The sequence below is a fragment of the Flavisolibacter tropicus genome, assembly GCF_001644645.1.
GTDB classification, from domain to species: domain Bacteria; phylum Bacteroidota; class Bacteroidia; order Chitinophagales; family Chitinophagaceae; genus Flavisolibacter; species Flavisolibacter tropicus.
Map to the genome: position 1 here is coordinate 3737230 of NZ_CP011390.1, position 19630 is coordinate 3756859.

Genomic DNA, 19630 nt, shown 5'->3' on the forward strand with positions numbered 1-19630 from the left:
TTTGCTATTGAAAACAAAAGATAAGCGAGTGGTTATGGATGTAAGCTGTTAATTACTTCACATTATAAAGTAAGCTGGGCAGGTTAATTACTTTCTTGTCTTTCGTTATTGCCAGTCTGTCCCCAATGTATATCACATCACCAGCTTTAGCATTATCAATCAGGTTCTTAACCTGGCTGTTCAGTTGAGAGTCATGTACTTTGACAAAGTGAATCGTCCCGCCTAGTTTACTAATCCGAAAAGTTGCGTTAATCATTACATAATCTGTATCGGGCTGTATAAGATTAGCAAAAGGAATATTTTGTAATTGCGGCACAGTAAGAGCTACGCCGGATTGAAGTACGACTGGAGGGATCGTATCATTCACTACTGCAGACATGTGTTTAGCATCAACATCATTGTTTTTTGCCGGAAGTTGCTTTTGATCTACAGTTTGTAAATATGCCTCAATACCTGCCAAGAGTTTACGAGCTACTTGTTGTTGGTTTTCTTTTTGAAGCAAATATGTCCGGTCTTTTGAATTAGATATATAACCACACTCTATTAAGATGGAAGGACAAGTGTTATTATTTAATACTCGTATCCCCACGTTGCGTTGTAACAGTTGCATTTTAGCCGGCACCGCTACAATTGTGTTTAATTGATCCAATACAGCCGAGCCCAACACTTTACTCTGTTCAAAATATGACAATGTAGAATCTCTAGGAATAAATACATTGAAGCCGCGATGAGGATTTTCTATTTTGCCTGCATCTGTTTGTATAGGTGGTGCAGCACCCACATGAACTGAAACAAAAAGATCTGCCTGTTGTTTTGCAGCAAATTCTGCACGATCGTTCAGCTCCAGATATTCATCATTCTCACGCGTCATGACAACCTCAATATTTGCATTGCTGTTTAATGCCTGTATTTCTTTTGCAATTGATAACGTAATATCCTTTTCAAAAATCTCGTTACTAAGCGTACCATTGTCATGCCCACCGTGACCGGCATCAATAACTATTCTTATCTTCTTTTTGCCTGTATACTTTACAATATTGATAACTTGCTTATCAACTGTTTCCGAATCTGATTTAGCTTCTGACATACTATAAATCGCGTTAGCCGTTACACCGTTAGGAACAGCCTGCTTTGTCTCAGCTTTCGCATCTGTAGTAACATCTGACAGTTTTGCACGAACCGTAAAAGCCAGCGTTAATAGTGCCATCAACGGTAAAAAGAAAATCCGGCTGATGTAGTTTCTTTTGGGATTTTGAATCTTTGTAAGCATGTGTAGTCTTCGTTTTATAGACTGATTAAAGAAGGCATTGGTTAACTGGGAATAATGATGAGGATAAGCGGCTTGCAGAATCATGGCAGCTAAGGCAGATGCATCTTGGTCCTCCACCGCTTTGCGGTCGGCTATAAACTCATGCACCATTCGCAGCTCATAACGTATTAGCCAGAACACCGGATTGATCCAACAAATGATCAATGCTATCTGTAAAAACAGTTTATCCAGTGAGTGTTTTTCCTCTACATGTACCATCTCATGTTGAAAGATCTGTTGTCCAGCTTCTGAGGTCATATCAATGGAGGGGTTCCAAAACAGGAAGCGGAAAAAAGAGAAAGGCGTGCCCTTTGCCGAGCTAAAGATCAAGCGGAGTTTGCCTTGTTCGTGTACAGTATGTCTTTGCACCAGCCTATATATTTTTATAAGCGACAACAGCAAACCAATCAGTAAGATCATAGAAACAAAAGCATATAATAAAACGGCACTATAGGTTTTCCAAAAAGAAACTGTTACAGTGGGCAACTCTTCTTCAAAAGAACCACTTACGGTTACTACTTGCAGCACTAGTATCACCTGGTTTTGAGCTTCAGCTGAAGTATGTGAAATCGTATAAGAAAAACACGGCATTAATAGTGAAAGCAGTACCGTGGCTAATAGATAAAAACGATTCCACTGATGAAAGAGTTTATTTCGAAGGGCCAGATAATAGTACAACATCAATAGGCCACTGCACAACACTACTTTAAGGAGATAGGGGAGCAAGGTTGTCATTTTTTACCCTTTTTTAGTTGTTTTAATAAGAGTTCCAATTCCTCTACACTTACTGACTTTTCCTTGACCATAAAAGAAACCGCGTCACTAAAGGAACCGTCAAAGTAGTTTTTCACTACACTCTTAATAGATGCTTTTGAATAAGCCTGCTTAGAAACTAACGGATGATACTGATGTTGACGCCCAAACACTTTGATCCCAACAAATTCTTTTTCTATCAGGATTTTTAACATAGTAGCTACTGTGTTTTGGTGAGGCTTAGGCTCTGGCAAAGCTTCAATTACATCTCGTATAAATCCTTCACCAATCTTCCATAGCGCCTGCATTACCTGTTCTTCTGCTTTGGTTAATGTTTTCATCTTGTTACTATTGAGACAAATCTATAACTAATTATTTAGTTTAACAACTAATAATTTAGTTATACAAGTTATGAGCGCCGGATTTGACATTTACAATTGTCTGTCTTTGTAAGAAAGCAATAAGGACAGCCTTCTTTTAGATGTGAATCCGATGTTGAAGCCAGTTCAGCATGACAGCATAGAGTCGTTACATTTAGCAGTCTTATTTTCAGTTGTGAGTCGCTGAGATCCTTCACTGCGTTCAGGATGACAAAAGGGACCGCGGATGGATCAGAATTAAGGATTAGCAGGATTAGGTACCTGCAAGTTTACCATTTCTTATAGTGGAAACCCTGCCTATACAGCAAGAGCGGACAAAGTAAAAAGTGACATCAGCCATTCTTTTAAATCCTGCTAATCCATTCTAAATCTCACTAATCCGTGATCCTCCTTTTATCCTTTGCTCTGTGTGAAATCAACCTTCCTATCTCAATAGGTCCCCTTTTTGATGGTAGATACTAAACGCTGTAACATGAAAAGCAAGGCCCATTTTAAATCTCATCCCTTACACCCGATACTTATTTCTTTTCCCATTGCCTTCTTTATTGGTACATTGATAAGTCATGCTGGTGGTTTGTATTTGGATAACGAGGAATGGCTGACCACTGCTACCTGGCTTAATGCAGCAGGCATTATAGGTGCAGTGTTGGCCGCTGTTCCAGGCTTTATTGATTACCTGTATACAGTACCTCCGCGGAGCTCGGCAAAGAAACGTGCTTCACTACATGGTCTGCTGAACACATCAATGCTTGTTCTTTTTGTCCTTTTGTTTTATTACCGCAGACAAGCCATGCCTAGTCAGTTGTTTCTGCTAACAGGAGAATTGATTGGAGTAGTGATTATGACAATTGCAGGTTGGATGGGTGGTACATTGGTACACCGCAACCAAATAGGCATAGATATGCGTTATGCTAATGCCGGCAAATGGCAGGAAGCCTATTTCTCTCCCGACAGCAGCACTCTTGAAGTAGCCGATACCAGCGATTTAAAAGTAAATGCTATGATGTTGCTGCATATCAATGGCAAGCGCATTGTACTGGCCCGCACAGAAGAGGGTTATGCTGCCTTTGATGATCATTGCACGCATCGTGGCGGCTCATTAGCTGGCGGCAGCCTTATTTGTGAGACGGTACAATGTCCCTGGCATGGCTCACAATTCTCTGTAAAGACGGGAGAGGTTACTGCTGGGCCTGCCAATATGGGCATTACGACTTATCCTGTAACGGAAAAAAATGGTAAGCTCTGGCTTAAGCTTTAGGTTCATCTTATGAAACAATATTTCAAAGGCTAAAATCCAATGAATAAAAACCAAATCCCCAATTCCCTCTCTCTTTTCCTTATTCGCAATCCCTTAATTGAACATTGATCGTTGAGAATTGAGCATTGAACATTCCTCTCTTCTCCCTTCATCATTCCTTGTTCAATATTCCTTTCCTTGTCAACTTATCAACTAGTCAACCTGTCAACCAACATCAGCTAATCCTCCGTTCCTCTCTCCATTCCCACACTACCACATTCCATTCATCCATAGCATCCATGCGGGTATGAATAGTTTGAAAGCCTACTTTTTCATGTGCCTTCTGTGAACGTGGATTCCGTGTAGAAATTTCAGTGAGCAGGAAATCATACTGCGGACTATATACCTGCCTATGTTTTTGATACATGCTGTTGACCAACCCCTGTCCGCGGTATTCTTTAGCAACACAGATCTGCCCCATACAATAAAAGCGGTAGCTGAACAACGGCAGCCCTTTATAGTTAACGGCTTCCAGACCTTGAAACATCTCTTCCAGATCGTGGTGAAACACACGAGCTTCCGGCAGTGTTGCTAGCGCATATCCCACCACGTCATTTCCATCTTTTACAATTACACTTGGTGCCAGCTGATGCATTTGCTCCAGTAACTCTACGTTATACAGCCAGCTTACAAAGCCTTCCTGTTGTCGCTCTTCGGCACTCACGTTCTGCCTCAGGTTAAGTTGGTTCAGCTCGTGTATCTGTTGCAGTTCATTTGGTGTACTCACCAGTGTGGTAACTAACATACAGCAAGGTAGTATTTTGTATTTGATAGATCGGCATGGTCTTTTAACCAGAAGGTTTTACTTAATTATTTGCTATGCCTGGATATCATCACTATCAGTCGTGTATTGAAGCCTGCCTGCGCTGCGCAGCTCTTTGCAATCATTGTGCCTCTTCCTGCTTGAAGGAAGAACATCTACATATGATGTCGCGTTGTGTACAATTGGACATGGAATGTGCTGCTCTCTGTTATGCAGCCGCACAGTTAATGAGCCTGGGCAGTGAAAAAGCTATGGCCATCTGCCGTATCTGTGCAGAAGCCTGTGAAGCTTGTGCTGCAGAATGTAGCAGCCATGATAATAAGCACTGCCAGGAATGCGCCGAGGGTTGTCGTAAGTGTGCAGAAGAATGTAGGAAGATGAGTGCTTAAAGATTATGCAGCCTGATAATTCAAAGCTTTACGCTGCAAGCTGCACGCAAGAAAAGATGAACTTAATGCGCGTGAAGCGTACATCTTGCAGCTTGTAGCGTTCATCCGGCCCTTTCAAACATGTTTATCATTGACTTAAAAACATATACTGTATGAAAGCAGCCGTATTTCATAAGATCGGGGATATTAGTGTTGATAATGTACCCGATCCTAAGATTGAGCAAGCAGAGGATGTGATTCTTAAAGTAACCGCCACGGCTATCTGTGGTTCAGATCTGCATATCTACGATGGCTTTTTTCCTCAGCTAAATGATCAGATAATGGGTCATGAGTTTATGGGTATTGTTGAAGAAGTAGGTAGTGGTGTAACCAAAGTTAAAAAAGGAGACCGGGTGGTTGTACCATTTCCTATTGCCTGTGGCCATTGTTTTTTCTGTAATCACCTATTGCCGGGCCATTGTGAAAACTCCAATCCAAAACACTATGGGCCAGAAGGAGGAATGATCAAAGGAAAAGGAGGTGGCCTTTACGGTTATACGGACCTGTATGGTGGCTATAGTGGTGGTCAGGCAGAATACGTGCGGGTGCCTTATGCCAACTTTGGACCTTATATTGTACCCGATGGTTTGGAAGATGAGCAAGTACTTTTTCTCACCGACATTTTTCCAACAGGCTGGACAGCCATAGATTGGGCGGAAGTAAAGGGGGGCGAAACGGTGGCCATTTTTGGTTCTGGGCCAGTAGGCCTGATGGCGCAGAAAGCAGCCTGGATACGCGGCGCCAAACGAGTAATTGCTATAGATCCAGAGCAATACCGCTTAGACAAGGCCAAGCAGGTAAACAACGTTGAGATCTTAAATGCTACTGATGATGACCTGATTCAAAAGATCTATGACATGACCGATGGAAGGGGCGCCGATGTATGCATAGATGCCGTAGGCATGGAAGCCTCACGCTCAGTAGGCGAGAAACTAAAGGCTGTTATTAATCTGGAAAAAGGTACACCAAAAGTTATGGAAAACTGTTTTAAGGCAGTGCGCAGAGGCGGTATTGTTTCGGTAGTAGGTGTATATGGCAGTACTTATGACAATTTTCCCATACATACACTTTTTGACAAAGGCATACGTGTACAGTTTGGCCAAGCTCCCGTACAGAAATACATTGATGAATTGTTTGACCTGGTGCGAAATGGTAAAGTGGTATTAGATGATATCATCTCGCACCGTCTGCCATTATCAGAGGCTTCCAATGGCTACGATATCTTTAAAAAGAAAGAAGACAACTGTGTGAAAGTAGTACTTCGGCCTTAGTCGTCAATCTGTTCAACTGGGAAATCTCGCACAGCAGAGTTGCCGTTAAAATTCTACTGAGCAGTAAAAAAAAAAACTTACAATAATTACTGTAAAACAGGCTGAGATGGCACTGTATTTTCTGTAAAGTCAGATATTATAAACCATAAAAAGTAAGATTATGGCAGAGAACAGAAACCAAGGTAGCCAGCAGGGCAACCAAAGTGGTAACATGGGCAACCAAGGTAGACAAGGTGGCCAAGGTAGCCAACAAGGTAATCAAGGTAGTCAAAGTGGTCGCAGCCAAAGCGGCAACATGGGCAACCAAGGTGGCACTACCCAAACTGGTAGCCAACAAGGTAATCAAAGTGGTCAGCGTTCTGGCAGCCAAGACCAAGGTTCTCGCAGTGGAAACGTTGGTGGCCAACAAGGTAATCAAGGTAACCGCTAACGATTGTTGCTAACGAAAGATACGCCCGGGGTTTTCTCCGGGCGTATTAGTTGACAGAAGACAGTTGACAATAAGGCCTGCTCTCTGCCAACTATCAATTTTCAACTGCCCTCTCATTAACGCAGGGCGCAACATAAACTGGTATTAGAGACTTATAACCTGGAAATCCTTCCATTATGGACAGCACGTTTCGTGTTTTTGACTTTCATCGCATCTTCGTTGGCGACGCGCCTTTGACCTTTCTACTGGAGATCGTTTTCCGCACCCTTATCATGTATACCTATACTGTAGTGTTACTTCGTATACTGGGAAAGCGTGGAATGGGACAGCTATCGATGCTGGAACTGGCTATTATTATTTCCTTTGGCTCAGCAGTAGGCGACCCCATGATGGGGGCCAACGTACCCATACTGCACGGTGTAGTAGCTATCACAGCTGTTACCATATTCCAGATTTGTCTGGAGCGGCTCATCAATAAAAACCGAAAAGTAGAGGCCTTGCTGGAAGGCACACCAGACTTGATTATAGAAGAAGGCGTTATTCAATGGCCCTGCTTGATACGCGACAACCTTTCACGCGAAGACCTGTTTCGCTCCTTACGCGCTAAAGATGTAGAGCACCTTGGCCAGATTCAGAAAGCTTTTTTTGAAACATCGGGTACCGTATCTGTGTTCTTTCAACCACCGCGAAAAGTAAAGCCGGGCTTATCTGTTTTACCAGAAGAAATCATTCCGCCAGAAACGATCCTAACGCCCCCCATGAAAGCAGAAAAGGCCTGTACCTATTGCTGTTTTAATTGCGGCCATACAAGAAGCATGAAGCTGGAGCAACATTTTGGACCGTGTAAAATATGTCAGCAAGAGCGGTGGATAGAAGCTTCAAATGGCATTGCCTCGCACTAATCATTGATGCAGTATATGGATGCAGTTGTCACTTTTTTAATTCTGGTTATCAAGATCATTAGCATGCTTATCATAGGTTGGGCTGCTTTGGTTTTAGGCTATGGGTTTTTGAAGCATCAGCTGACATCTCATCGGTCTTCCTTGCAAGAAGTACGCACGCATTACGTACAAGCATTGCTGTTAGCGCTGGAAGTTTTAGTAGCTGGCGGCGTACTGCTTACTATTCTGCATCCGTCCTTAAATGATATAGGTAAACTGGCAGCTATCATTGTGCTACGTATTGTTATTAAGAAGAGTCTGAACAGAAGCCTTCAGTATAAAACGGGCAGCTTTTAATGGTATTATACTGTTTGCAATTAAGGAGCGTGTATTTAGTTGACAGAGGGCAGTTGACAGTTGGCAGAGAACAGCCATTTATTGCAGACTATCAACAGCCAACTACCAATTGTCAACTGCCAGCTAATGCCTTACTGGCAAAAATTTTGAATATACCCTGCCATGGAAGAAACCGCAAAGAGCATTGCCAGTTACCTAAGCCTAGCTGTTGAAATCATAGGCGCCATCATCATTGGCATTGCACTACTGCAGTTTATTTGGGGCTATGTTCCTGCCCTGTTTATCAAAAGACAATATGATGTTAACTCCTGGTTACGCGTACGCTTTGGCAGCTCCCTGGCTATAGCACTTGAGTTATTGCTGGCGGCTGATATACTACGCACGGCCGTAGCCCCTACATGGGATGATATTGGTAAACTGGCTGCTATTGCTGCTATACGTACAGCGCTTAACTACTTCCTGGAAAAAGAATTAAGAGAGATTGAAAGCCGCACAGTGCCAGAACAAGAGGCCTCTGCTCTGGCTAAAAAATAGTCTATCCCATTTTCTTTTGCATTTCCTTTAAAGCTTGAGTAAGCGTTGATATCTCTTTCTGCAGCCTGGAAATATCTTGTGATTCAACCACTGGGGCGTTGGCTTCCTGTGCATCTCTTCCAATAAAGAAAGAAGCAATCGTGGCTGTTACATAGCCAAAGATGGCGTAACCAAACAGTGCCAGCAGAAAGGCAAGTGCACGTCCCTCACCCGTTATTGGCTCTGCGTCACTGCCAGCTGTTATAACACGCATGGCGGTCCACCACAAGGCGTGCCCATAGGTTTCAAATTCTGCATTTTGTTTTTCTATAGCATACATGCCCGCCGCTCCTGCAAAAGTTACCAGAAGGGCAAGTGTCATTACCTAACGAAACGCCCGGCGTTGCATGGTAGCGCCTAAGCTTTTCATTCCCCTGTTTACGGAAGACACCACCCGAACCAACCGGATACCTCTTAGTCCTCGCAGCAGGCGAATAAGACGAATGACGCGAAATACGCGCAGTGCCGGGATGGCCAAAGAGATAGCCGTAAGCCAGTTCTTTTTCACATAGTTCCCTTTTCCGGCGCCAGTATAAACTTCAAGAGAAAATCAACAATAAAGACAATCCAAATGGCTAAGCTGAGCAGCTCTAAGGCTGGTGTCAGCCCCCATACCAGTTCTACAATCAAGAGCACCAGCCATACAAAACCCAAAAAGATCATAGGGCCATCCAATACTCTTTATATGGAGGCAAGCAACTTTTTTCTTTCCTTCTTTAATTGCTGTTGCATAGGTTAGTTACTTTAAAAAACCAGTTTAAGGCAACAATTATAAAGCCATGCGTATTGGTAAATTTGTCAGTGCTTAATATAGGTACGGCTATTGTGTATAGAAATAAATTATTGATGCAGACCATGAACTGGAATGATGTATTGAATTATAGCAAGAACAACCCGGCGCCAGACCGGCAGGTAAAGAAAAGTGATGCAGAGTGGAAGCAACAACTAACACCAGAACAGTATCGTGTTACCCGTCACCATGGTACGGAAGTGCCATTTAGTGGTGAGTATTGCGAGGCACATTCGCCCGGTGTGTATGCTTGTGTGTGCTGTGGTACCGAACTGTTTGATTCTACCTTAAAGTTTGACTCCGGCACTGGCTGGCCTTCATTTACGGAGCCGGTAAAGGATAATGTTATTCGCTATATAAAAGACAGCTCGTATGGCATGGTGCGTATAGAGGTATTGTGCAATGTATGTGAAGCCCATCTGGGCCATGTGTTTCCAGACGGTCCCGCACCAAGTGGCTTACGTTTTTGTATCAACTCGGCCTCATTGAAAAAAGTAGATCGCAGCGCTGTAACTACATAAGCTTAGGAATTTGAGATTTGAAGTTTGACATTTGAGATTGGGTGTCAGCCGCGCGCCGCGCGTAGTGATAGCAGGTTTTAGTTATTAGGAAGTAATTCCTACACTTGAACACCTTTGGGCGGATGGGTTTGGTGCACATGTCCGTATACGTTGTATCTTCAAAGATGCTTACACGCCTCTTTTGTACCCTGTCATTCTTTGTAATTACCTCTAACACAATAGCACAACAACGGGCACGTGATGCAGGTATTCGTATTGGTGTATTACCTACAGGTACTACCAATACCATTACCGACGTGCCGGGTGTACTGGTGGGACATAACACGCTGATCCAAGGCGATTCTGTACGCACAGGAGTAACAGCTATCCTTCCACACGGCGGTAATCTCTTTCAGCAAAAAGTACCGGCCTCCATTTTTGTAGGCAATGGCTTTGGCAAACTGGCGGGTGTTACGCAGGTACAGGAATTGGGAAATATAGAATCACCCATTCTACTTACCAATACCTTAAATGTAGCCACAGCCATGGAGGCAGGAGTTGACTATACACTGCAGCAGGCGGGGAATGAGAAAGTTCAATCTGTAAACATTATTGTAGGAGAGACCAACGATGGTTATCTCAATGATATTCGCGGCCGCCATGTTAAAAAAGAACATGTACGGCAGGCCATTACTAGCGCCAAAAGTGGCCCAGTGGCAGAAGGTGCAGTTGGTGCCGGTACAGGCACTGTGTGTTTTGGTTGGAAAGGAGGTATTGGCACGGCCTCTCGTAAACTGCCAGCCAAGCTGGGCGGCTATACAGTGGGCGTGCTGGTACAAAGCAATTTTGGTGGTGTGTTGCAGGTAGATGGTGTACCTATTGGTGAAGCGCTTGGTAAATATTACCTGAGCGATGTACTGAACAATCCGGTGGACGGCTCCTGCATGATAGTGGTAGCTACCAATGCACCATTGGACAGCCGCAACCTGGAGCGCCTGGCCAAACGGGCATTTATGGGACTGGCTAAAACAGGCGGCATTGCCTCCAATGGCAGTGGTGATTATGTAATTGCTTTTTCGGCCGACACCTCAGTACGTGTTCCGCATCAAAGTACAAATGCCAAACAAACCGTAAGCCTCTTGAATAATGATGATATGTCTCCCTTGTTCATGGCAGCGATTGAGGCTACAGAAGAAGCCATTATCAACTCCTTATTTATGGCCGTTACTACAACCGGAAAAGAAGGTCACAAAGTAGATGCTTTGCCCAGGGAAGAAGTATTGCGCATTCTGCGGAGCTATAAGCGGATAAAGTAGTACACGCACGCCTCTAAAGAGGAGCGCTTCGCGCTGTATTGTTTCGCGCAGAGGCGCAGAGGGCGCGGAGGAAGGAACCACTGAGGGCAGGGAGAGGCACAGAGAAAAGGAGGATTAGCTGATGGAAGAGAGCAATCATGAACAAGGAACAAGGAAAAAAGAACGAAGAAGGAATTTGGATTGGGAGAAGAGGGAGGGAAATAGGGCAATACCTGACTAGCAAAAGAAGCCTAAAATAGTACCTATTCCATCTTCAATATTCAATTAATAATATGGCACAGGATTTTGTACGGTTCGGTAAACAGATCATATGAAAGAAAAACAATGGGACCCGGCACGCAATAATGAGCAATCGCCTGCACCCGGTATGGCAGCAGTGAATACACATAATCCTGAGGAGGAGACACCAATTGAAGAAATTTATAACCCCGAAAACGCAAGGCAGGAAGAAAGCCGGCAAAATGAGGGGGCAATTCCTGAGCATCAAGGGGGGCTAAGAGATAAAAGAGGAGAAGGAGGAAAAGAGGATTAGCTGATGTGCCAATTAGCTGATGATTGTTGACAGGTTGATAAGTTGACAAGGAAGGGAATATTGAACAAGGAATGATGAAGTAAGAAGGGAGGGAAAGAGATAAAAATGGAGAAGGAGGAAAGGAGAGAGGGATGCTCAAGGCTCAAGGAACATGAATAGTGGTTGTTTAGGGTTGCCAGAGGATAGAGGACAGTTGACAGGGCGAGTAGAAGAAGCCCGCTGACAATACGGATCGTTGAGGAAAAGAGAAGTTATTTGTGCAGGGAATTTAGTATATATTACTGCAACTTAATTATGCCCAACCGTTTTATGATTTGTAGCTAAAAGGCAATACTAAACTACCCTTCTTACAAATACAAGAGAACTGATTTACAGTTTTGCTAACACTCTTCCCACCAATTCAACTGTACGAGTTTGCCTTTTTCAAAATATAGTAAACACTGACCATCGCAATCCTTGCAGGGTTTCAGTCTAACCAACTTGCCCCCATTTTCTTTTATGGCAGCCGAAACACTTTTAGGATACACTTTTTGTAAATCAGCTAACGTAGTGGTACTAGTTAATAAAATCTTTTCAGTTAAGTAACTGAATGTACCGGAACGAAAATCAATGGAAGTAAGTTCGGCTTTGTGATCAAAGACAAAGAACTGGGTGTGGCCAAAAGAATATAGTTGCTTGACTTTGGCCCGTTCTTGTTCTTCTGTCAGGGCACATTCTGAAGTGTAATCTTCAATTTTGGTTGGCTTACCTAACAACGTTTTTAGCTGCTTCGTTGTTAGTGCACTGGGAATCGTTTTATTGAGTTTGGCAGTTTTGAAATCAATGACTTCTAACCCATTTTGTCCATATGCTACAGAAGAAAACAACACAAAAGCAATAACCTGGCGCATAGATCAAAAATAGGTCAGTTAATACAATAGAACGTATTGTCTGGTCATTTCAAAGCCTAAATAGCAATGTTCATGCATTAGGGCTACGAAAAAGCAAGTCTGCCAATTATCTTTGAAGAAGGAAAATTAGAAAGATGTTAATGCAAATGAAACAACCAGAATCAATAAGCGCTGGCGCTGTTAAAACCAGTAAAACGATAGGATTGCTATGCGGCTTGATGTTTTCCTTTTATGCATTCAGCCAAACGAACGCTACGCAGCCGAAGACCTTTATCTTTTCCAAATACCAGTTACCTGCGCAAGGCGATGCTGTGACAACGTCTTTCTATAGCACACCGCAGTCATCCTCGCCTTATAAGATCCATTACAAGATCAAAACACTAACCTTTCCTGCAGATACAAGACCAGAGCGTCCCACATCCATAGCCAGTGCCGTGGTCAATGGCCTAATTGAAACTGCCACTAAGAAATTATTCAAAGACAATTGCGAAGAAACGAACCACATGTTTGTACCGCTCAAGCCGACAAATACAGTTAAGTACTAAAGGGAGATTTCTGATTTGAAGATTTCAGGGGTTTCTGGTTTCAACCCTCCAATTTCAACCAAACAGCTAATCATAACACCTCTTGCTTTTGTCACCCTGTACGCAGTGAAGGATATCAGAGATTCTCACCTAAAATCTGACTGCTTTACGTAACAACTCTACGCTGTTATTCTGAGCTTGTTTCAGCATCTGATGACCAACAATGATTAGGGTTGCAAAACAATAAGCCTCTCGACTTCTTATTTCTGATTAGACATTATTTCTTCCTCTCTACGGATCGTCCTTTCAATATTAGAATCGGGTATCCACCAGATAGCGGCCACAAGTAGAAATAATGCTCCGGAGATCAATGGGTGAATAAAAGCTGTAGGTATGGCTAGTGTATAAGTCAACACGGAGATCAATCCTTTTCGTTCTTGTTTTTTTAATGGTTCATGCAGGCGCGTGGCGGGTGAGTGTGTTTTTTCTACCAGCCTCAATAGTATAAAATAGGCTCCTCCGCATAGATCCAACAATAAGGCATATGCAGCTACGGTGATGGGGCTGAAATTATTCTCGCCCATCCAAGCTGTAGCAAAGGGTATCAATGACAGCCAAAACAACAAATGCTGGTTGGCCCAAATAATGCGGCTATTGATATGCGTTATCGTATGCAGTAAATGGTGGTGGTTACCCCAGTATATACCCAGCATAATAAAGCTCAGGATATAACTAACCAGTACCGGAAGCAGCGGTTTAATGGCTTCCCAGCTGGTGCCGTGTGGAGTTTTAAGCTCCAGCACCATAATGGTGATCAGGATGGCAATAACACCATCACTAAATGCTTCTAGTCGGGTCTTGGTCATGTGAGTGGCTTCTGGGTGTTAAATATATTAAGCTACTATCAGAATTGCCAATAAAGTAATTACCGACACGCTTGAATTAATAAGGCTGACTTTTCCTCTAAAGAAAAGTCAGCCTTATTAATGCGATATGCTAAAAGCTTTGCCAAGCTTTAAAGTGCAGAAAACCTTCTTTAAAATAGACCATAGCCATTATTTAGCTTCGGCTCTTATCAGAAGCAGCTTTCAGCTTTTCAACCAAAAGGGTAGCGCTCTCTACATCCTCTTTTTTAATTTCAAGTATTAGCATGTTAGTAGTATCAGTTGAGGGAGTCGGATCTTTTGTTGATGATATAGCCTGATCCATACCGTATTTAAAGGTTACAAATACATGATACAGATCTTTATTTATATCCTTAGTTTGCCTCACTGAAACACTAAAGATATTTTGCCAGGGCATGTCTTTGTATTTAAACGTAACGATATCATTACCGTATTTTATCCTTTGTACTATCTGATCTTTCGTAAACGTTTGTTCGATATAAGTAATGTTCTCTTTGTTTTTAGTGTCGTAGTAAGTAAACTTCTCTGTTCTTTTAAATAAAGTCGCTAATTCTTTAATGATTCCATCTATTTCTTCCGTAACACTTGTTTTAGTTGCAGCATTTCTGTTTTGTAATGAACTGTAGCTGTTCTGTGAGATTGCTGTCGCCTGATTGTTGGCAGCGTACACTTGGTTGAATAGGTTGTCACCCGCTATCGCTGTGTTGTTGCCAGCACTTATAGCAAGACTCTTTACCTCGCTGGTTTTAGGCGTGAAAACGAGATCTTGGCTTTGAGCAGTTATGCCCTGTAACATGAGAAGGGCCAGTGATAAAGTTGTGGCTGGTTTAAAAATCATGAGGTAAACTTTAAATAGGAGATAGAAATAGTGAAAAGTAGTATTTGTTTTGGTGAATACAGCGCTTCAAAGAAAGCATATTATTATGAGAGAATTGCTAATGGCAGGTTTTGGAATTTGAATCATTATAGATTTTCAATCACATCACGATAGCCGCGCCCAATAGGAATGCTTACGCCATTGACCTCTACTTCCTCGGCGGTGTAAGATTCAATCTTGTTGATGGAAATGATAAAGGAACGATGGATGCGCTTAAATAGATGGGTGGGTAACAGTGCTTCTATTTCATGCGTACTCATTTTTGATAAGTAGGCTTTCTTGGTGGTTACAATCTTAATGTACTCGCGCTGGCTTTCTATGTAAACAATATCAGCAAATAAGATCTTCACCTTTTTCTTCTGCACATTCAAAAACAGGTAGTCTTTGGGTTCACTGCTTTCCGCAGGTTGTGGCTTTTCGCGTTGAGCCGTTTTTACTTTGTTGACTGCCACTAAAAACCGGTCGAACTCAATAGGCTTTAACAGGTAATCGGTAACATTGAGCTCAAAGCCTTCCACAGCGTATTGGTGATAAGCAGTAGTGATAATTACGGCCGGAGGATGGGCTAGTGTTTTTAAAAAAGCCATGCCTTTTAGCTTAGGCAAATGAATGTCTAAAAAGATCAGGTCTACCACGTGATCGCGCAAGTATTCGGTAGCCAGGATGGCATCTTTGAATGAGCCTTGCAGTTCCAGGAAAGGCACCTGTTCTACATAGTCAGCTAACACCTTGACGGCAAGAGGTTCGTCTTCTATAATAATACACTTGATATTAGACATGGCTGGCCAGGTTAATTTTTAAAGAAGCGGTAAACTGCGATTCGCCTTGTTGTACTGACAGATTGTAATCGGTATAGAGCAATTGCAATTGGCGCCGCAGGTTGGAGAGGCCAATGTTTTCCCGCACGCTTGTTTCTTCTGAAACATCTTCAGTTGAGTTTCTTACTACAAAATTCAACTGCCGGCTTTTAACTGAGAGATGCATATCCACATAAGGTTGGTGTCGCGTTTCAGACACACCGTGTTTAAATGCATTTTCTACCAAAGGAATCAGTAGCAGTGGCGGCAGTGATTGCTTCATATCTTCTATATCATAATTAAAGTTGACGCGTAAGGACTCGTCGTAGCGTAAACGTTCAAGTGCGATATAATCACTGATGATTTTCAACTCTTGTTCTATGGCAATGAACTCTCCCCCTGCTTCATACAACATAAAGCGCAGGATCTTAGACAATCTTAAAATAGACTCTGGTGCTAAATCAGACTTCTCTCTCGCCAATGCATAAATATTGTTCAGCGTATTAAATAGAAAATGCGGGTTGGTTTGCGATTTCAGGTAGTTGAGCTCGGCCTCCTGTTTTTCCATTCGCAGCTTCTGCGCATCGGCATTCAGCTTTCGATAATCGTAAGTATACCTGACCACCCCAAAGAACAAAACAGAGAGAAGGCTATAGGGGAAATGATATTCAACACCCTTTTCAATGGAAGGATGCATTCGTATGGCAAAATAAATATGTAGCTGAATGCCAATGTAGCGCCAAGCATATAAACCAAACGAATACAACATTAGATGAATAAACAAAAACAGGGGCGTTAGTAATACACGCTTCCAGGTAAGTCGTATAAAAGGTATGGTATACTCAAAGAGGATAAAATTGAGCACTGTCAGGTAGCTGACAAGCCACATGTTGTTGATGACTCTTTTAAAAAAGCTTTCCGGTGTACTTACCAAATCAACAAACATCCAAAACAACAAGTATGCAGCACCCATCCATAGATACAACTTAACGCGGCTTCTATTTAGGGATCGCTTCATCTGGCTGTTTGACAATAAATTTCGTCAAATCTTTTTCTTTTCACCAAGCTATCTACAGAATTGTGTTTGGAGTAGACAGAGGGCAGGAAAGAGTCAATGGTGAGAAAGCTGCAAGCTATACGCTTCAAGCAAGGAGCGCTTCGCGCTTTACTATTTCACGCAGAGGCGCTGGGAGCGCGGAGGAAGAATTTCGCACAGAGGAAAGGAGAAAAGGAGGACTGCGGATTAATAAGATTTAGCATGGATTAGCAGGATTTAGAAGAATAATAAATATCTATACATAGAAAAGCACTCCTAATTAGGAGTGCTTTTCTATGTATGAGTCTTTGCTCTTTTGTGCGTTTGCCTCCCCCCTTTAGGGGCCGGGGGCGTGCGCTGGCCAATGACTATTGACTACTGACCATTGACTAACTAAGCCTTCCGCCGCGCTGGCTCACTCAAGCACTCATCTATACCTTTGTCTTGCGTTTGCTCTTCAGGGTGGCGTAATCGAGGTAGTAGATCACTTTTACAGAGAACGAGCTTTGCTGGGGGTTGTTGACCATTTCGTTCAAGTTGTGGTAATACTTGTTGACCACATTCTCATCATAACGCTCGGCAATGTTTTTCCAACCGATATTGATAAAGCTACCTTGCGCAAACTGCCAGGTATATACCATGTCTATATTAAAGAAGTTGGCATTGTTGTCTGGGTTTTGGCTTACACTAGCTACTTCTTCCAGGTAGCCATCAGCCTTTAGATTATAAAAGCGGTGGTAATCTACCTTGCTCCAGTAATGGCGAGTGCGGAAGGTAATGCCCATCTTCGTATTGAAGTTATACTTTACATTAAAGACGTTTTCCCAGGTATGCACATTACGTGATCCAAAGATGACACTGTCGCCTGCTTCGCTAATAAAACCAAAGCCTATATTGTTTTTATATAGTTCATTATAGTTGCTAAGGCTAACAGTTAGCTTATCGTTGAAACGATAGCGATTACTAATGAAGAATTCTGTAGCGCTTGAGTGGTACTTTTCAGAAAGCCTGCTATAAAGCTCCGCCCCAATGGCATACCGCTTTGCTGAATTACTGTTTACACTAAAACCAGCCATCCAGGATCCAGGCTTCCTAAACATCAAGCCTTCTTTACGCGGCTCGTAAAAGTCTTGCTTTTCAGAAGTAACATTTCCATAAACACCTACGCTCCATAAACTCTTTAGCTGGCTACGCAGATTCATGTCCAGGGACAGGTATTGGTAAGCACGCGGCCTAAAACGCTGTGACCAGGTACCGCTTGCCTGCGCAAAGATGTTGTTGTAAATGCCCCTTGGTTTGTTGAATTTATACCAGGCTCCAAAGCCGCGATTCAGGAAGTTGTTGTTGGTAGAATAGCCCATGTCGTTTTGCTGGTACTTATCATCGGCCATATACTCATGTACTTCAAAATTGAAAGGACCACGAAACTTACCAAAGTTCATTTCATAGTTGTAACCCGCATAGGTTTGTCCTGGCTTTTCATAACCAGCTAAGCGGCTGGTGGCAATCTTACCCCACCCATTCCAGTTTACTTTTTTATCATAAATATCAAACAGGCCGGCTGTTACATTGGCATCATAGGCGCTACCTTCCCGCATTACATTGGTGTTGACCAACGTAACACTGGAGTTGTTCTTCATGGTTTGATCTAATACAAGGATGTTGTAATTAGTCAAAGGCGAGGTTTCTATTTCCTTTTGTTCTTTAGCAGCTGTTTCTATTACGGCATATTGTGGCTTGGTGATGGCATTGAAAAAGCCAATGCCCAGCCCATTAGCTGTTCGGCCGCTGACCTTGGTGGCATTAATCAATTTGGTTTCAGCAGGATTCTTTAAAACATGTTCAGCACCATCATAGGAGCCGCTATACAGTAAAGGGCGGCCACCAATGCGGCGGCTGTAGAACAGGTTCCCTTTGTTGAACAACTCGGTGCCTTCGGTGAAGAAAGAACGGTTCTCATTATAGCGCACTTCAAACGGCGAGAGGTTCAATACCTGGTTATCGCTTTGTACCTGGCCAAAGTCGGGGATCAGGGTCATGTCGAGTGTAAAGGCTTTGGAGATACCGTATTTCACATCCATACCACCATTAATAGTTGCTTTCCAGTCTTTTTTACCATTGCCATTTGGTGTACCATTCAGGTAGGAAGACAGATAGGGAGAGAAGGATAAGCGGATAGGCGCTTTAATATCGTGGATGCCTTTCCAGGTACCGGCCTGGTTCATCGTTCCAAACTTGTTAGGATCGATTGGGTTCCAGAAATACTGCCGGCCGCTCTTTGAACGACGACGGAAAAAATTAATGCCCCAGCTTTGTATTTTTTCTTTGCTGAAGCGCAAAGCAGAATACGGAATCATCATTTCAAACGTCCAGCCTTCATTAGTAATCTTTGTGGCAGTTTGATATACGGTGCTCCACGAGCCATCTTCATTACCAAGGGAATATTTACAATCGTACTGCTCGCCAAGGGCGGTTACATAAAAACCTACCCCATTAATTTCATCTTGATAGGTATCGAACATAACACCGACCAAGTCGTTTACGCCCACCGCATCTCGCCCCACCAACTCTGTACTGATACTGTCTTTTGATGGCTCATGACAAAAGCCGGCGATATAAACTGCGTTGTCATCGTACAGGATATAAAAGTCGGTTTTGGTCCGCTCATCTGGCAAGCGTCCAAACTGTGGCCGCTGCTCTACAAAATTGGTAGCCAGTGGAGCTGTTTTCCAGGCTTCATCATTAAGTTCTCCATCGATCTTAATAGGGGAGGTGCTCCTTACCGCATCGATCACCCGCTTGGGTGTTGGTGTTTGGGCATTAGCTACCTGTACGCAGGTAGCGCATAAAAGGGGAAATAGAATTTTGTGCACGTTGGTCTTAGTTAGGGCGCCAAACTAAATCATGAATCAATGTTGTTGAAAGAAGTGACTGTTAAATAAAATTAGTAGTTGACCAATGGCAAATAACTTCTTTAAATGGGAAAGAGTTTATATCAGAATATCTGAAAAATGTAATACG

At 42.9% G+C, this 19630-nt stretch carries 23 protein-coding genes; 11 read left to right on the forward strand and 12 right to left on the reverse strand.

What is annotated here, in order from left to right; translation table 11 throughout:
• Positions 1-52: 52 nt before the first annotated feature.
• Positions 53-2044: an N-acetylmuramoyl-L-alanine amidase gene (locus SY85_RS15750; RefSeq protein WP_066405853.1), complete on the reverse strand. Its 1992-nt coding sequence runs from the start codon at positions 2042-2044 to the stop codon at positions 53-55.
• Positions 2041-2403 carry a BlaI/MecI/CopY family transcriptional regulator gene (locus tag SY85_RS15755; RefSeq protein ID WP_066405854.1) on the reverse strand — a complete coding sequence of 121 codons (363 nt, stop codon included), beginning with the start codon at positions 2401-2403 and terminating at the stop codon, positions 2041-2043. The genes SY85_RS15750 and SY85_RS15755 overlap by 4 nt, the downstream gene beginning before the upstream one ends.
• Before the next feature lie 511 nt (positions 2404-2914).
• On the opposite strand from SY85_RS15755, the gene SY85_RS15760 reads away from it, so the two are divergent.
• Positions 2915-3700 (forward strand): Rieske (2Fe-2S) protein, encoded by a 786-nt coding sequence (locus tag SY85_RS15760; protein ID WP_066405855.1) that lies wholly within the window; start codon positions 2915-2917, stop codon positions 3698-3700.
• A gap of 214 nt (positions 3701-3914) precedes the next feature.
• Here SY85_RS15760 and SY85_RS15765 read toward each other — a convergent pair whose 3' ends face one another.
• Positions 3915-4484 carry a GNAT family N-acetyltransferase gene (locus tag SY85_RS15765; protein ID WP_066405856.1) on the reverse strand — a complete coding sequence of 190 codons (570 nt, stop codon included), beginning with the start codon at positions 4482-4484 and terminating at the stop codon, positions 3915-3917.
• Between the two features lie 74 nt (positions 4485-4558).
• Here SY85_RS15765 and SY85_RS25080 point away from each other — a divergent pair, with 74 nt between their 5' ends.
• The 6 genes from SY85_RS25080 (at position 4559) to SY85_RS15790 (ending at position 8403) form a co-directional block, all read left to right on the forward strand.
• Positions 4559-4891, forward strand: coding sequence for a four-helix bundle copper-binding protein (locus SY85_RS25080; RefSeq protein ID WP_071891004.1), 333 nt, complete (start codon positions 4559-4561; stop codon positions 4889-4891).
• A 152-nt stretch (positions 4892-5043) separates the two neighbouring features.
• Positions 5044-6201 (forward strand): zinc-dependent alcohol dehydrogenase, encoded by a 1158-nt coding sequence (locus SY85_RS15770; RefSeq protein WP_066405857.1) that lies wholly within the window; start codon positions 5044-5046, stop codon positions 6199-6201.
• Positions 6202-6361: 160 nt separating this feature from the next.
• A complete protein-coding gene (locus SY85_RS15775; protein WP_066405858.1) occupies positions 6362-6631 on the forward strand; it encodes a hypothetical protein in 270 nt (89 codons plus the stop codon).
• A gap of 176 nt (positions 6632-6807) precedes the next feature.
• Entirely contained in the window at positions 6808-7533 is a 726-nt protein-coding gene (locus SY85_RS15780; protein WP_066405859.1) for a DUF421 domain-containing protein, read from the forward strand.
• A gap of 15 nt (positions 7534-7548) precedes the next feature.
• The gene (locus SY85_RS15785) at positions 7549-7869 is read left to right on the forward strand and encodes a DUF1622 domain-containing protein (protein ID WP_158512983.1); all 321 of its coding nucleotides are present in this window, start codon (positions 7549-7551) and stop codon (positions 7867-7869) included.
• A gap of 162 nt (positions 7870-8031) precedes the next feature.
• Entirely contained in the window at positions 8032-8403 is a 372-nt protein-coding gene (locus tag SY85_RS15790) for a DUF1622 domain-containing protein (RefSeq protein WP_066405861.1), read from the forward strand.
• Between the two features lies 1 nt (position 8404).
• Here SY85_RS15790 and SY85_RS25965 read toward each other — a convergent pair whose 3' ends face one another.
• Genes SY85_RS25965 through SY85_RS25975 form a run of 3 tightly spaced genes read right to left on the reverse strand, consistent with a single transcriptional unit; the run spans position 8405 to position 9105 of the window.
• Complete coding sequence (locus SY85_RS25965) at positions 8405-8764, reverse strand: ion channel (RefSeq protein ID WP_226998848.1); 360 nt, start codon at positions 8762-8764, stop codon at positions 8405-8407.
• Between the two features lie 3 nt (positions 8765-8767).
• A complete protein-coding gene (locus SY85_RS25970) occupies positions 8768-8950 on the reverse strand; it encodes a hypothetical protein (RefSeq protein WP_226998849.1) in 183 nt (60 codons plus the stop codon).
• Positions 8947-9105 carry a hypothetical protein gene (locus SY85_RS25975; RefSeq protein ID WP_226998850.1) on the reverse strand — a complete coding sequence of 53 codons (159 nt, stop codon included), beginning with the start codon at positions 9103-9105 and terminating at the stop codon, positions 8947-8949. Before SY85_RS25975 ends, SY85_RS25970 begins: the two co-directional genes overlap by 4 nt.
• 123 nt (positions 9106-9228) lie before the next feature.
• Between SY85_RS25975 and msrB the strand changes: the two genes are divergently transcribed.
• The 3 genes from msrB (at position 9229) to SY85_RS15810 (ending at position 11580) form a co-directional block, all read left to right on the forward strand.
• Positions 9229-9753, forward strand: coding sequence for a peptide-methionine (R)-S-oxide reductase MsrB (msrB, locus tag SY85_RS15800; protein ID WP_226998851.1), 525 nt, complete (start codon positions 9229-9231; stop codon positions 9751-9753).
• 164 nt (positions 9754-9917) lie between these two features.
• Positions 9918-11048, forward strand: coding sequence for a DmpA family aminopeptidase (locus SY85_RS15805; protein ID WP_066409859.1), 1131 nt, complete (start codon positions 9918-9920; stop codon positions 11046-11048).
• A 310-nt stretch (positions 11049-11358) separates the two neighbouring features.
• Positions 11359-11580 carry a hypothetical protein gene (locus SY85_RS15810; RefSeq protein WP_066405862.1) on the forward strand — a complete coding sequence of 74 codons (222 nt, stop codon included), beginning with the start codon at positions 11359-11361 and terminating at the stop codon, positions 11578-11580.
• 380 nt (positions 11581-11960) lie between these two features.
• Here SY85_RS15810 and SY85_RS15815 read toward each other — a convergent pair whose 3' ends face one another.
• Complete coding sequence (locus tag SY85_RS15815) at positions 11961-12470, reverse strand: hypothetical protein (RefSeq protein WP_066405863.1); 510 nt, start codon at positions 12468-12470, stop codon at positions 11961-11963.
• 146 nt (positions 12471-12616) lie between these two features.
• On the opposite strand from SY85_RS15815, the gene SY85_RS15820 reads away from it, so the two are divergent.
• Positions 12617-13015, forward strand: a complete 399-nt coding sequence (locus tag SY85_RS15820) for a hypothetical protein (protein WP_148661217.1) — start codon at positions 12617-12619, stop codon at positions 13013-13015.
• A 239-nt stretch (positions 13016-13254) separates the two neighbouring features.
• On the opposite strand, the gene SY85_RS15825 is transcribed toward SY85_RS15820, so the two are convergent.
• The 5 genes from SY85_RS15825 to SY85_RS15845 all read right to left on the reverse strand — a co-directional run bounded on the left by SY85_RS15825 (position 13255) and on the right by SY85_RS15845 (position 19482).
• Positions 13255-13860 (reverse strand): TMEM175 family protein, encoded by a 606-nt coding sequence (locus SY85_RS15825; RefSeq protein ID WP_066405865.1) that lies wholly within the window; start codon positions 13858-13860, stop codon positions 13255-13257.
• Between the two features lie 193 nt (positions 13861-14053).
• Positions 14054-14737 (reverse strand): hypothetical protein, encoded by a 684-nt coding sequence (locus tag SY85_RS15830; protein ID WP_066405866.1) that lies wholly within the window; start codon positions 14735-14737, stop codon positions 14054-14056.
• Between the two features lie 125 nt (positions 14738-14862).
• Positions 14863-15555: a LytR/AlgR family response regulator transcription factor gene (locus SY85_RS15835; RefSeq protein ID WP_066405867.1), complete on the reverse strand. Its 693-nt coding sequence runs from the start codon at positions 15553-15555 to the stop codon at positions 14863-14865.
• The gene (locus SY85_RS15840; protein ID WP_066405868.1) at positions 15548-16591 is read right to left on the reverse strand and encodes a sensor histidine kinase; all 1044 of its coding nucleotides are present in this window, start codon (positions 16589-16591) and stop codon (positions 15548-15550) included. Before SY85_RS15840 ends, SY85_RS15835 begins: the two co-directional genes overlap by 8 nt.
• A gap of 449 nt (positions 16592-17040) precedes the next feature.
• Positions 17041-19482, reverse strand: a complete 2442-nt coding sequence (locus tag SY85_RS15845) for a DUF5916 domain-containing protein (protein ID WP_082886503.1) — start codon at positions 19480-19482, stop codon at positions 17041-17043.
• Positions 19483-19630 lie beyond the last annotated feature (148 nt).